The sequence below is a fragment of the Geobacillus thermopakistaniensis genome (assembly GCF_000498995.1).
Classification (GTDB): Bacteria; Bacillota; Bacilli; order Bacillales; family Anoxybacillaceae; genus Geobacillus; species Geobacillus thermoleovorans.
Map to the genome: position 1 here is coordinate 59415 of NZ_AYSF01000078.1, position 13295 is coordinate 72709.

The following is a 13295-nucleotide window of genomic DNA, read 5'->3' on the forward strand; positions in this document are numbered from 1 at the left end:
TCCATTGAAGGACAGCAGGGTAGATCAATGGTAAATGCGCGAAAGGTCGGTGGGAAAATCGCTTGTTGGCGCGAGACAAATGACCTCTTCGTTTGTAAACGGGTGGCGGAACGTTAGCTTAGCGGCATGAAGCGCATGGCGATGAAACACTGGTTTGCCGCCATAAAGCACATCGCCGACGAGCGGATGGCCGAGATGGGCCAAATGGACGCGGATTTGGTGCGTCCGTCCAGTCTCGAGAGAAAGCTCGACAAGCGATGTTGACGGGAATGTTTTGATGACGCGATAGTGTGTCACCGCTTTTGCCCCCGTCTTCGAGACGCGCCGGCGCGTTGGATGGTGGCGGTCGCGGCCGATTGGCGCGAAAATGGTTCCTGATTTCGGGGACAAACGACCGTGAACAAGGGCGACGTACGTCCGCTTGATGGCACGGTGGGCGAGCATCCGATCGAGCGTCGCACCGGCAAGCGGGTGTTTGGCAAATAAAATCGCTCCCGACGTGTCGCGGTCAAGTCGGTGAATGTGGCGCACTTTTGTTAAAATTGCCTGCGACTGCAAATAAAACGCGACCGCATTGGCGAGCGTGCCGGTTTGCCCCGGTTCGGACGGATGAATGTCGATGCCGGCTTCTTTGTTCAAGACGAGCAGATGGTCGTCCTCCCATAAAATCGAAAGCTCCCGATATTCTGGAACGATGAACGACGGCTCCGGCTCATATGCGTAAAGCTGGAGCCGGTCGCGTTCGTTGAGCACCGTCTTCCAGGGAACAGCCTGGCCGTTCAGTTTGACGCCGTGTTCCATCCGCCAACGGTGGGCGAGCTTTTTCGAGGCGGCCCATACGTCTTTCAGGAGCTGTTCAATCGTCAAACCGCTCCACCAGCTAGGGATGATGCATTCCAGCCAATCGCCTTTTCTTGTCCACAAAGGTTGTCACACTCCCAATTGTTTGTTAGCTGTGGAAACACTTTCTACCCCTATCCTTGCGCGAGATATGGTACACTCATAGTATCGTCTTAGTGATGGAAAACGCAAGCATTGCGGCGAGAAAAGGTGGTATGGACGTTGAAAATGATGTATGCAGCGACTCCGGAACAAGAGCATTACATGCAGTATTTGCTCAACTACTTTTATACCGATGTGTTCCCGTATTACTTCGATGATGAACAAATCCGTCAATTTGAGGAATGGGGCATTCTTTCGCTGGACCACGAACATGTTGCATATAATGGAACGATGAAAGAGGCTTTCCAAATCATTTCAGCGTTGCAATCGCTCATTACCGTCATCGAACATATCGGAGAGCATGGGGATTTGGAACAGTATGAATGGCTGTTTGTTCGCAATCAAAAGATTTTGGCCCGCCATGGCATTGCCTTTCCTTTTCATGCCAAGCAGTTCACTTGCAGGCGGCTTTGGCCGTGCAGCGTGTATGCGCCTCCGGCGAGCCAATGGGTGATTTGACAATCCGCACGCCTAAAGGTGTGGGATTCTTGGGTCGTTAACACCCTCATCCATTTCTGGTTCGGACAACGCCCAAGTTCGGGGGTGTGTCATCACCCCGTCCCATCGGGTTAGGATGTACCCCAATGGGCGGCGCACCTGCGACCGGTGCGCTAGGTTAGGCGGCGAAGCCCGAAATCGCTTTGGCGATGTTGATCGCGCCATTCAAGTCGGCGTGGAGGGTGTATCCGCACTTTTGGCATCGGAAGCGGATGCCGTTTCGGTTCGCTTTCTCTCGATNGTTGATCGCGCCATTCAAGTCGGCGTGGAGGGTGTATCCGCACTTTTGGCATCGGAAGCGGATGCCGTTTCGGTTCGCTTTCTCTCGATGCCCGCATCGGCATGTTTGACTTGTGTAGGTCGGATTCACCCATCTTCACTTGTCACTGTGCAATGAGGAAAACCAGTTTCGGAACGTTTGTTCGTCATGATACCCTTCGATGCGTTTGATTTCTTTGCCGTTTTCGTAATGGACGATCGTCGGGGTGGCTTCAATATGGTACGCATCCCACCCGTCTTCGAATTCAAGCAAGTTGAACAGCTTTAAATCGATGCCAAGCTCCTTTGCGAGCGGCACGACGATCGGCGTTGTCCGCTGGCAGTGAGGGCATGTCGGGCTGTAAAAGTAAACGGTGAGCGTCTTGCCGTCAGCCAGCTGCTGTTTCAACTCCGCGGGCAAAATAATGTTGTGGTAGTTCGGGTCGTCAAGTTGGGCGATGGTGGCTGGGTTGAGCTCACTTTTATGGTAAGGATTGTTGCTTGCGGCTTCTTTTTGTTCGTACATCGTAATAAACGCGATCGCAGCGAACAGGACGACAATGATGCCGCCAAATGCGAGCAGTTTTTTCAACGTTCGCTCTCCTTTCTTTGCTGGCGCATGACGGTCCAACTTAACAACATAATGATCATAAAGGCAGTGAACGCCAAAAATGGAATGGTGATAAATCCAAGCCAGTTTATATATTGCCCTGTGCACGGAATGCGGCCGCAGCTGATGGCGTATTCTTGAAGCAGCGGAATTTTTTGCAATCCATAATGATACAGAGAAATACCCCCGCCAATCAATGACAGTGTGAAGCTATAGCGAGCTGCCGCAGCGTCTTTGCGCACAATGGCGATTCCTAAAATCACGACTTGCGGGTACATAAAAATGCGTTGAAACCAGCAAAGATCACAAGGAATAAAGCCGAGCACTTCAGAAAAATAAAGGCTTCCGAGCGTGGCGATGAGCGCGGTCGCCCATGCGGCCAAAAGCAAGTTCTCCGCACGTTTTTCTCGTTCCATGTTCTCTCCTTCTTCCCATCATGTTCCCGATCTTGCCTCCGTTAGCTCCATTATAAGGGATGGAAAACGGCACGTCCATTCATAACCGGCAAAGGGCAGGAAAGAAAACAACATTTTCTATCTATATCGCTCGACAAACGAGCCATACTAATCGGTGAAAGGGGAGGATCACATTGACGAACAACAGCGGAAACAAAGTGCAGGACATTATGACGAAAAACGTCGCAACGATTTCGCCGAACCAAACGGTGCAAGAAGCAGCGCAAATCATGAGCCAAAAAAATATTGGGGCGCTTCCGGTTGTGGAAAACGGGCAAGTCAAAGGGATGATTACGGACCGCGATATTACGTTGCGTGTTTCGTCCCAAGGAAAAGACCCGTCGACCGTCAAAGTAGCGGAGGTCATGACGAACCAAGTCGTCACCGGTACGCCGAATATGAGCGTACAGGAAGCCGCGAATGTCATGGCCCAACATCAAGTTCGCCGTTTGCCGATCGTGGAAAACAACCAGCTTCAAGGCATTGTTGCGCTAGGCGATATTGCGACGAACAGCGCATCAAACGAAGCGGCTGAACAGGCGTTGACGAACATTTCGGAGCCGTCGCAGCCGCAAGGGTAATGGGGGAAAAAGGATGCCCACATTTTTTCCAGGGCATCCTTTTTCTTTTGGCAGGTATATTGTATGATGGGAGCGAATACATAAACAGGGAAAATGAAAATCAAGGGGGAACAGCGATGGAGTGGAGACAAAAATACGAACAATGGCTGCGTGAGCCGCAGCTCGATCCGGAATTGAAGCGGTTGTTGGAACAACGCCGCAATGATGAACGATGGCTGGAGGATTGCTTTTACAAAAATCTCGAATTCGGCACCGGCGGCATGCGCGGCGAGATTGGCCCGGGGACGAACCGAATGAACATGTATACGGTGCGAAAAGCGTCGGAAGGATTGGCGCGATACATACAATCGTTTGGGGATGAGGCGAAGCAACGCGGGGTCGTCATTGCCTATGACTCCCGGCATAAGTCGCCGGAATTTGCGATGGAGGCGGCGAAAACGTTGGCTACGAACGGCATTCAAACATACGTGTTTGATGAATTGCGTCCAACGCCGGAACTGTCGTTTGCTGTTCGCTATTTGCGGGCGTTTGCCGGCATTGTCATCACCGCTAGCCATAATCCGCCCGAATATAACGGCTATAAAGTGTATGGAGAGGACGGGGGACAGCTGCCGCCTGCTGTCGCCGACCAAGTGATCCGCTATGTCAATGAAGTCGAAAATGAGCTCGCCATTCATGTGGAAGATGAGGAAACGTTAAGAGAAAAAGGCCTTATTCGCATCATCGGAAGCGAAGTCGATGATGCTTATATCCATGCGGTCAAAACGATTTCCATCCATCCGGAGCTCGCTCGGGAAGCGGCGATCAATATCGTGTTTACGCCGCTTCACGGCACGTCAAACAAACCGGTGCGCCGCGCGCTCGCTGAGCTCGGCTACCAAAACGTCTTTGTCGTCAAAGAGCAGGAGCTGCCGGATCCGAATTTCTCGACGGTCGCCTCGCCCAATCCGGAAGAACACGCGGCTTTCGCTATGGCGATGGAGTTGGGCAAGCAAGTGAACGCCGATCTGTTGATCGCCACCGACCCGGATGCCGACCGGATGGGCGTGGCGGTTACAAATGACAAGGGAAACTATGTCGTGCTGACCGGCAATCAAACCGGCGGCTTGTTGCTCCACTATTTGCTGTCGCAACGAAAAGCTCAAGGCACTCTGCCGGAAAATGGTGTTGTCTTAAAAACGATCGTGACGTCTGAATTTGGTCGGGCGATCGCCCAATCGTTTGGTCTTGAGACGGTCGATACGTTGACCGGTTTCAAATTCATCGGCGAAAAAATGAAGGAATACGAACAAACAGGGCAATATGCGTTCCAGTTCGGATATGAGGAAAGCTATGGGTATCTGATCGGCGATTTTGTCCGCGACAAAGATGCCGTGCAGGCGGCTGTCCTCGCGGCGGAAGTGTGCGCGTTTTATAAAAAGCAAGGGCTATCGTTGTATGAGGCGCTCTTGCAATTGTTTGACCAGTACGGCTATTATCGCGAGGGGCAACGATCGCTCACGCTGAAAGGCAAAGAAGGAGCAGAGGCGATTGCCGCGATTTTAGCGTCGTTCCGCCAACAGCCGCCGGTGGAGGCCGCGGGGAAAAAGGTGACGGTGATTGAGGATTACAAAACGAAAGAGCGGACGAACACGTTGACCGGCGAAAAAACGGCCATTGATTTGCCGACATCCAATGTGCTCAAGTATATCTTGGAGGATGGCTCGTGGTTTTGTCTGCGTCCATCAGGGACGGAGCCGAAAATGAAGGCGTACTTCGGCGTCAAAGGGACGTCGCTGGAGGACAGCGAAGAAAGACTAGCCCGCTTAACAGAAGCCGTCATGCAGCGCGTAAAGGATGTGCTCAGCACCGTTTCTCCTTCTTATGCGCAATGATCAGCACAATCTGCGGGGAATTGGCATCGGCCAATTCCCCGTTCGTTTTACGAGTAAAACTGTGCGTACTGCTCGACTCCCATTTTTTGTTCGCTCACTTCAAGCGCATGGTCAATATAGCGAAGCAAGGCGTGCAACCGCTCCTGGATGACGGAGTAGTCATGTTCAAAATTATAAGCGTGGAGAAACTTTTCAATTTTTTTTGACAGAATATCATCAGGCGTACGCACCATTAAAATGAGCAAATTGTCCCATTCGGAGCGATGCGTGTAATAGAGCGCCTTATCATAGTCGACGGTGTTCAAGCGGCATGCCTCCTTTATCAAGAAGGAGTCATTGTTAGTGTATGACGGTGGGGCGTTTTGTTGCCCTGTAAATGTTGCGACAGAAGGCAAAATATAAATTATAACCGAAATGAAAACGAAAAAGGAAAAATAAATGTTGCAATTTTGTGACAAGGGTAGTATCCTCAAAATAAGGGGATGATGAGAATGAACAAACGGCACGAAGGGCAAGAAATGATCAACATGTGCAAATGGATGGCGTCAGTGGGATTGATTGTCGGAGTCGTACTGTTTTTGCTTAGTTTTATCGCAAGCGCTTACAACAAAGACTATTTCTTGACGATCATCAGTCTCGGCATTATCGGGGCCTCGATGTTTATGTTCGGATTCGGCCTGTTTATGGGATTGCTGACAGAAACGTACCATCGCGGCCCGCGCGAGAACGTATAGCGCGCATAGAGAATGAAAAACACCGGAGATTACCCCGGTGTTTTTCGCTTTTGCTGGATGTACCAATAGAAGATGGCGAAACCAAGAGCGACCAAAAAGACTGGAAATAAGAATGGACGGTAGGCATGGATGTACTGCTTGACGGCCATCCAGCGGCTTTCAAAATAGGCGCCGATCGTCAAAAAGACAGCGACCCACACCATCGCCCCGCTGTAGGCGAACAAGGCAAACTTTCTCCAACGGTAGGCGTTCATGCCGGCCCAAAAGGCGGCGAGATGCCGAACGCCGGGGATGAAATAGCAAATGAACAATACCGCTGGGCCGAGCTTCGAAAAAAGCGCTTTCGTTTGCTCGAGCCGTTTTTCTGTAAGATGGAGCTTGGGACCGAATTTATGCAAAAACGGCAGCCCGAGCGTAATCCCGAGCATATAGCTGAGCGAGATGCCAATGATGGCTCCAAGCCAGCAGGAAAGAAAAGCGAGCGGATACGAAAACGCCCCCGTTGAAACGCGGTAACCGGCATATGTCAACAGCAGCTCGTCGGGGATCGGCAGCCCAACAATGCCGAGCATCAGCGCAACCATAATGCCGATGTAGCCGAAGTGTTCGATAAGATAATGCAAATAGTGCTGCAAATGACCACCACGCTTTGCCGCGATTTCTTGTATATGACCATTATAAGCCAACGGTCCACAAATGAAAATGGGGCGCTGCGCGTTCATGCCAAACGATGGAACGTATCAAAACGCCGTTTCCCTCATACATTGTGATAAGAGGAAAAAGGGGGGAGATGGATGCGGCAGGACGAGCTGAAAGAGTTGGAACGGGCGATTGCGGAAATTACGGAAATCGCAGAAGGATTTGGGCTTGATTTTTACCCGATGCGCTATGAGATTTGCCCGGCGGACATTCTTTATACGTTTGGTGCCTATGGGATGCCGACGCGATTTTCCCACTGGAGCTTTGGGAAACAGTTTTACAAAATGAAGCTTCATTATGATTTAGGGTTAAGCAAAATTTACGAGCTCGTCATCAATTCGGACCCTTGCTACGCGTTTTTGCTCGATACGAATACGCTCATCCAAAATAAGCTGATCGTCGCCCATGTGTTGGCCCACAGCGACTTTTTCAAAAACAACGTACGCTTCAGCAACACGAAGCGCGATATGGTGGAAAGCATGGCGGCGACAGCGGAGCGGATCAAGCATTATGAACATCAATACGGAAAATTGGAAGTGGAAAAATTTTTGGATGCCGTCTTGGCCATTCAGGAGCATATCGATCCCTCGCTCCTGCGGCCAAAGCTGTCATGGACGTGGGAAGATACGGAAGTGTACGAAGAGGAGGAGCCTCCGAAAACATCGACGCCGTACGACGATTTATGGTCGCTTGACGAGCGAAACAAACTGAAAACGCCGCCGCGAAAAAAACGGCGCAAGTTTCCGCCGCAACCGGAAAAAGATGTGCTATTGTTCATTGAAGAATACAGCCGCGAACTGGAGGATTGGCAACGCGACATTTTAACGATGATGCGCGAGGAAATGCTTTATTTTTGGCCGCAGCTGGAGACGAAAATCATGAACGAAGGATGGGCGACGTATTGGCATCAGCGCATTTTGCGCGAGATGGATTTGACGAGCGATGAGGCGATTGAATTTGCGAAACTGAACGCCAACGTCGTGCAACCGTCGCGCACTGGCATCAATCCGTATTATTTAGGACTGAAAATTTTTGAAGACATTGAAGAGCGGTGGAATAATCCGACTGAGGAGATGAAAAAATACGGCGTCAAGCCGGGGTCGGGGAGGGCGAAAATTTTTGAAGTGCGCGAACTCGAATCCGACATTTCGTTTTTGCGCAACTATTTAACGAAAGAGCTCGTCATGCGCGAAGATATGTATTTGTTCCAAAAACAGGGGAAAGAATATAAAATCGTCGACAAAAACTGGGAGCATATCCGCGACCAACTCGTCAGCATGCGGGTAAACGGCGGATTCCCGTATATCACGGTCAATGACGGCGATTATATGCGCAACGGAGAGTTGTATTTGAAGCATTGGTATGAAGGAATCGAACTCGATCTGAAGTATTTAGAAAAAGTGCTCCCATACATTTATCAGTTGTGGGGCCGTCCGGTCCATATGGAGACGGTCGTCGAGGAAAAGCCGATGTTGTTTACGTATGACGGGAAAACGGTGCATCGGAAATATTTATAACATGAGGGCAGGGATCTCCTGCTTTTTTTGTTTGTCACGATGAATATGTGAAAAATGACACAAATTATTCGAAATCATGCCGGATAGCGTCCCCGATTTTATGAAATAATATGAAGTGGATAATTTGTGATGGTTGTCACAAATTCTTCACCACTGTTTGTTCGCCCGGGGGGATGGATATGTGGAAGCGGCATGAAAAAACGCTTGTGTTCGTTAGCTTTGCTGTTGCGGCTGTTGTCTTGCTTTCCTTGATTGGCCGCTTGTTTTCATAAGGGGGGGATGAATCGTGAACGGTTACGATCCGGTGCTGCTTAGCCGTATTTTGACGGGATTGACACTGACGGTCCACATCATTTATGCCACGATCGGCGTCGGGATTCCACTGATGATCGCCATTGCCCAGTGGGTTGGGATTCGCAAAAATGATATGCATTACATCTTACTCGCTCGCCGCTGGACGCGCGGTTTTGTCATCACCGTAGCGGTCGGCGTGGTGACAGGAACAGCGATCGGCTTGCAGCTGTCGCTTTTATGGCCGAACTTTATGCAGCTGGCTGGCCAAGTGATCAGCTTGCCGCTGTTCATGGAGACGTTCGCCTTCTTTTTTGAAGCCATTTTCCTCGGCATTTATTTGTATACATGGGATCGGTTCGAAAATCAGAAAAAACATTTGCTTTTGCTTATCCCGGTGGCAATTGGGTCTTCAGCATCAGCCATGTTTATTACGATGGTGAACGCGTTTATGAATACGCCGCAAGGGTTTGAATTTAAAAACGGCGAGCTTGTCAACATCGATCCAATCGCGGCTATGTTCAACCCAGCGATGCCGACGAAAGTCGCCCATGTGCTGGCGACTTCGTATATGACGTCAGCATTCGTGCTTGCTTCGATCGCCGCTTGGCATTTATGGAAAGGCAATCGTCACATTTATCATCGCAAGGCACTTCATTTAATGATGAAAACAGCTTTTATTTTTTCGGTAGCCAGTGCATTGATTGGCGACTTATCGGGCAAATTTTTAGCCGAATACCAGCCAGAAAAGCTGGCGGCTGCTGAATGGCATTTTGAAACGAGCTCCCATGCACCGTTGATCCTGTTCGGCGCGCTCCAAGAAGACGGGGAAGTGAAATATGCCTTGGAAATTCCATATGCCCTTAGCATTTTGGCCCATAACCATCCCGCTGCGGTTGTGACCGGACTGAACGAAGTTCCGGAAGATGAACGCCCACCACTGTACATTCATTACTTATTCGATGTGATGGTCACGATCGGGGTGTTTTTAATGGTTGTCGCAGCCGCGTATTGGCTCGGATCGATTTTCCGCTGGAAGTGGACGGCGAAAAAGTGGTTTTTTGGACTGCTGGTGGCGGGAGGGCCGCTGGCGATGGCTGCGATTGAGGCGGGATGGTACTTAGCGGAAGTCGGGCGGCAGCCGTGGATTTTGCGCGGCTATATGAAAACGGCGGAAGGAGCGACATCGTCGGCGCATGTGGATACGATGCTTGTGTTGTTTTGCCTTTTGTATATGGTGTTAGTAATTGCGAGCGCAACAGTGCTCATCCGTATGTTCCGCCGCAACCCGGTTGAACGGGAGCTGGCAGAGCGGGCCAATAACGGGGAGGTGGCGCCATGACGCTCGAAGTCATTGGCATTTCGGTGTTATGGCTGTTTTTGTTCGGGTACATTATCGTTGCCTCGATTGATTTCGGGGCTGGGTTTTTCAGCGCCTATAGCCATTGGGCAAACAAACAGCATATTTTGCACCGCATCATTCAGCGCTATCTTTCCCCTGTATGGGAAGTGACGAACGTCTTTCTTGTCTTTTTCTTTGTCGGCATTGTCGGCTTTTTTCCGAAAACGGCGTATTATTACGGTTCTATTTTGCTTGTCCCGGCGAGCATCTCCATCATTTTGTTAGCTATTCGCGGCTCGTACTATGCGTTTCATACGTATGGGGGGACGGAACGGAACTGGTATTTAATCGCTTATGGATTGACGGGGTTGTTTATTCCGGCCTCCCTGTCCATCGTGTTGACGATTTCCGAAGGCGGGTTTGTGGAGGCAGGCGCCTCAGGCGTTGCGCTGGATTATGGGAAGCTGTTTGCAAGCCCGTTGTCATGGAGCATTGTGCTGCTCAGTGTGACGAGCGTTCTTTACATTTCTGCCGTTTTCTTAACGTACTATGCGGACGAGGCCAAGGATGAACGGGCGCGGGCGCTGTTGCGCCGCTACGCTCTTCTTTGGAGCGGGCCGACGATGTTGTCAGCGCTGCTCATTATTTACCAGCTCCGCTACCATAATCCCGAGCATTACGCCAACCTATGGAATGTGGCGTGGATGCTGGTCATTTCCTTTTTGTTTTTTGTCATTACCGTTTGGCTGCTTTGGCGGCAGCGGCGGTTCGGCTGGGCGTTTATTGCGCTGTTGTTTCAATATGCGTTCGCCTTTTACGCCTATGGCATTTCACATTATCCGTATTTGTTGTACCCGTATTTGACGATTTATGACGGGTTTACGAATGAGACGATGGCTATGGCGTTGATCGTCGCGTTTATTGCCGGCCTCCTGTTATTAATTCCGTCACTTTATTTGCTTATGCGCCTCTTTTTGTTTAACAAGGCGTACGTTAAAGGAAAATGGGAAGGGGGAAAAGGATAATGCAAACATTTTTGATCATGTATGCGCCGATGATCATCGTCGCCCTGTCGATCATCGCCGCGTTTTGGGCTGGTTTGAAAGATGTGCACGTAAATGAGTAGACACAATTTCAGCGTCTTGGTAATGCATAGTTTGCCGCCAATCGCCCACACTAGCGGATGACAACGAATAGAGAAAGGATGGGCGATGATGAAAGAAATATTGGAGCGTGTGAAAGAGCAGCTGGAACAATCGTTTGACGAACCGCGCTCGACGAGTCTTGATGGGGCGATTCATGAGCTTGAACGGTTAAAAGCGAGCGCCAGGGATAAACGGCAAATGATCGAAGATGTCATCCGTGCGGTGACTCACGCGCGCAATGCGCGAATGGAGCTGGCCGAGGCGGGAGATGAATCGGCGACAAACGCTTTCGCTGAGGCCTACCGGGCGCTCGATCAAGCGATTGAATCGTACAGCGATGTTGATAACGATCCGGTATAAAGCAGATGGGAATGTCCCATCTGCTTTCTTGCTATGCCAGCGGCACGATGGTTAAATCAGTAGCCGATTGGCCACAAACATGGTACAATAACAGCGGAAAAAAAGAAGAAAAAGGTTTTCTAGGGTTCCGCGGCTGCTTTGCGGCCGGCCTGCGACCGAGAGAAAACGCGCGGCATCGCCGCGTGCACGGAGGGACAAAAGCCCGGGAGGAGCATCGTTTCGATCGTTCTCGCGGCTTTTTTATTTTCGCTAAAAAGGGAGGACGGGGCATGGCGTGGGTTTATTTAATAGTTGCTGGTTTGTTCGAAGTTGTATGGGCGATCGCGCTGAAATATACGAACGGGTTTGCCCGCTTTTGGCCTTCTGTTGTGACGATTGCGGGGATGGCGGCGAGCTTTTACTTTTTATCACTGGCGATAAAAACGTTGCCGATCGGCACCGCCTATGCGGTGTGGACGGGAATCGGAGCGCTCGGCGCGGCCTTGGTCGGCATGTTGTTTTTAAACGAGCCAGTCAACGCGCCGCGTGTGGCGTTTTTGCTTTGCATTCTTGTCGGAGTCATTGGTTTGAAGTTTACGGCGGGGCAATAAATTGGATTCATTTCTTGTCAAGAAAAAGAGTTGACAACAGGTATAAATATTGAATATCATGAAAATATAAAAACGAATATAGTTTCTTTTGTTAAAGGGGAGTAGCTTTAACAGCAAAGTCGTCAGTTCAGGGCGCATGCCCTCGGCTTTGTTGGCAACGGCGACGTTGTTAGCGAGACCTTTACCGATGTTGGTAAAGGTCTATTTTATTTATGGAGGCCTTTACCAAAGATGGTAAGGGCCTTCTTTCATTTCATGAAACAAAAGGGGGGAAGATAATCGTAAAGGAAGATAGGTTCGGTTTCAAAAGAACAAAAAGTGGAGGGGATGGCATGCGTAAATGGTGGAAACGGCTTCGCTTCATCGTCCATGTCCGGCGTTTTCTACCGTTTTTGTTTGAATTTTTCGTTTCTCATGAAGTGCCAATGCGAAAAAAATTGTTTTCCGTCGGTTTGCTGCTTTTGTATATAGCGCTGCCGCTTGACCTCATTCCGGATTGGCTTGCGTTGTTTGGTTTGATCGATGATTTGGCCGTCTTCCTATTTATTTTGCAACAAGTCATTAAGATGGCTCCGGTTTCATTAAAAGAAAAATATAACCTGTAAAGGGGGATTCTTCCATGGATCTGTTGTCAGTAGAGTTTTGGACGGCGTTGCTGTCGATCGTCATTATTGATCTTTTGCTGGCAGGGGATAACGCCATTGTGATTGGATTGGCGGCCCGCAACTTGCCCAAATACCAGCAAAAAAAGGCCGTTGTCTGGGGGACGGTAGGCGCTGTCGTCATCCGGGCGTTGGCGACGATCTTCGTCGTCTGGCTGCTGAAAATCCCAGGGCTTTTGCTTGTCGGCGGCGTGCTGCTTGTCTGGATCGCCTATAAGCTGCTTGTTGAGGGGAAGGGCCACGACGATGTTGAAGCCGGGGGAAATTTATGGGAGGCGATTCGCACGATCATTATTGCCGATGCGTTGATGGGGCTTGACAACGTATTGGCGGTCGCCGGCGCCGCGCACGGAAACTTTCTCCTCGTCGTTCTTGGGTTGCTCATTTCCGTTCCGATCATGGTGTGGGGCAGCACGCTCATTTTAAAATGGATCGAGCGCTTCCCAATCATTATTACGATCGGCGCCGGTGTCCTCGCCTGGACGGCGGCGAAAATGATCGTCGATGAGCCGTTTTTAAAGGCGTATTTTGCCAATCCTGCCGTGAAGTATGGATTTGAGTTGCTTGTTGTTGCCGCTGTCATTGTGGCGGGAACGATGAAAAAACGAAAAAGCGCCAAAGAGCCGCAACCGAAAGCCGCCAATGAATAATTGGCGGCTTTTGTGGCTGGGCAATCA

General features: G+C 50.2%; 17 protein-coding genes, 1 pseudogene and 1 riboswitch. Of the genes and pseudogenes, 12 read left to right on the top strand and 6 right to left on the bottom strand.

All coding sequences use genetic code 11. From position 1 onward, the window contains the following. Window positions 1-24: 24 nt before the first annotated feature. A complete protein-coding gene (locus T260_RS124655) occupies window positions 25-924 on the bottom strand; it encodes an RluA family pseudouridine synthase (protein WP_011230069.1) in 900 nt (299 codons plus the stop codon). A gap of 138 nt (window positions 925-1062) precedes the next feature. Between T260_RS124655 and T260_RS124650 the strand changes: the two genes are divergently transcribed. Further along, window positions 1063-1461, top strand: a complete 399-nt coding sequence (locus T260_RS124650; RefSeq protein ID WP_014194938.1) for a YhcU family protein — start codon at window positions 1063-1065, stop codon at window positions 1459-1461. 157 nt (window positions 1462-1618) lie between these two features. Here T260_RS124650 and T260_RS1000000139050 read toward each other — a convergent pair. The 3 genes and pseudogenes from T260_RS1000000139050 to T260_RS124640 all read right to left on the bottom strand — a co-directional run. Then, window positions 1619-1873, bottom strand: a pseudogene (locus T260_RS1000000139050) (zinc ribbon domain-containing protein); the annotation flags it as partial. Window positions 1874-1876: 3 nt separating this feature from the next. Beyond that, window positions 1877-2350, bottom strand: coding sequence for a thioredoxin family protein (locus T260_RS124645; RefSeq protein WP_023634423.1), 474 nt, complete (start codon window positions 2348-2350; stop codon window positions 1877-1879). Then, a complete protein-coding gene (locus T260_RS124640) occupies window positions 2347-2784 on the bottom strand; it encodes a disulfide formation protein C (RefSeq protein WP_011230072.1) in 438 nt (145 codons plus the stop codon). Before T260_RS124640 ends, T260_RS124645 begins: the two co-directional genes overlap by 4 nt. Before the next feature lie 173 nt (window positions 2785-2957). Between T260_RS124640 and T260_RS124635 the strand changes: the two genes are divergently transcribed. Further along, on the top strand, window positions 2958-3404 hold the full coding sequence (locus T260_RS124635; RefSeq protein WP_011230073.1) for a CBS domain-containing protein: 447 nt from the start codon (window positions 2958-2960) through the stop codon (window positions 3402-3404). A gap of 116 nt (window positions 3405-3520) precedes the next feature. Beyond that, window positions 3521-5278: a phospho-sugar mutase gene (locus T260_RS124630; protein WP_011230074.1), complete on the top strand. Its 1758-nt coding sequence runs from the start codon at window positions 3521-3523 to the stop codon at window positions 5276-5278. A gap of 47 nt (window positions 5279-5325) precedes the next feature. On the opposite strand, the gene T260_RS124625 is transcribed toward T260_RS124630, so the two are convergent. Next, window positions 5326-5583 (bottom strand): YhdB family protein, encoded by a 258-nt coding sequence (locus T260_RS124625; RefSeq protein WP_013146280.1) that lies wholly within the window; start codon window positions 5581-5583, stop codon window positions 5326-5328. A 180-nt stretch (window positions 5584-5763) separates the two neighbouring features. Between T260_RS124625 and T260_RS124620 the strand changes: the two genes are divergently transcribed. Further along, on the top strand, window positions 5764-6012 hold the full coding sequence (locus tag T260_RS124620) for a hypothetical protein (protein WP_025039331.1): 249 nt from the start codon (window positions 5764-5766) through the stop codon (window positions 6010-6012). 29 nt (window positions 6013-6041) lie between these two features. Here the strand turns inward: T260_RS124620 and T260_RS124615 are convergent, their stop codons facing one another. Next, window positions 6042-6647, bottom strand: coding sequence for a DedA family protein (locus T260_RS124615; protein WP_011230077.1), 606 nt, complete (start codon window positions 6645-6647; stop codon window positions 6042-6044). A gap of 159 nt (window positions 6648-6806) precedes the next feature. Between T260_RS124615 and T260_RS124610 the strand changes: the two genes are divergently transcribed. From T260_RS124610 to T260_RS124585, 8 genes are all read left to right on the top strand, one after another. Then, a complete protein-coding gene (locus T260_RS124610) occupies window positions 6807-8228 on the top strand; it encodes a SpoVR family protein (RefSeq protein ID WP_013523016.1) in 1422 nt (473 codons plus the stop codon). A gap of 286 nt (window positions 8229-8514) precedes the next feature. Further along, on the top strand, window positions 8515-9861 hold the full coding sequence (locus T260_RS124605) for a cytochrome ubiquinol oxidase subunit I (RefSeq protein ID WP_011230108.1): 1347 nt from the start codon (window positions 8515-8517) through the stop codon (window positions 9859-9861). After that, complete coding sequence (locus tag T260_RS124600) at window positions 9858-10886, top strand: cytochrome d ubiquinol oxidase subunit II (RefSeq protein WP_011230109.1); 1029 nt, start codon at window positions 9858-9860, stop codon at window positions 10884-10886. The genes T260_RS124605 and T260_RS124600 overlap by 4 nt, the downstream gene beginning before the upstream one ends. Beyond that, entirely contained in the window at window positions 10886-10987 is a 102-nt protein-coding gene (gene cydS, locus T260_RS1000000140830; protein ID WP_011230110.1) for a cytochrome bd oxidase small subunit CydS family protein, read from the top strand. The genes T260_RS124600 and cydS overlap by 1 nt, the downstream gene beginning before the upstream one ends. Before the next feature lie 88 nt (window positions 10988-11075). Continuing rightward, entirely contained in the window at window positions 11076-11366 is a 291-nt protein-coding gene (locus T260_RS124595) for a hypothetical protein (protein ID WP_023634424.1), read from the top strand. Window positions 11367-11474: 108 nt separating this feature from the next. Then, window positions 11475-11577, top strand: a riboswitch (guanidine-I (ykkC/yxkD leader). 58 nt (window positions 11578-11635) lie between these two features. Beyond that, window positions 11636-11956 carry a DMT family transporter gene (locus T260_RS0120845; RefSeq protein WP_011230112.1) on the top strand — a complete coding sequence of 107 codons (321 nt, stop codon included), beginning with the start codon at window positions 11636-11638 and terminating at the stop codon, window positions 11954-11956. A gap of 332 nt (window positions 11957-12288) precedes the next feature. Next, window positions 12289-12561, top strand: a complete 273-nt coding sequence (locus T260_RS124590; protein ID WP_011230113.1) for a YkvA family protein — start codon at window positions 12289-12291, stop codon at window positions 12559-12561. 14 nt (window positions 12562-12575) lie between these two features. After that, window positions 12576-13268 (top strand): TerC family protein, encoded by a 693-nt coding sequence (locus T260_RS124585; RefSeq protein WP_021322501.1) that lies wholly within the window; start codon window positions 12576-12578, stop codon window positions 13266-13268. Window positions 13269-13295: the final 27 nt, after the last annotated feature.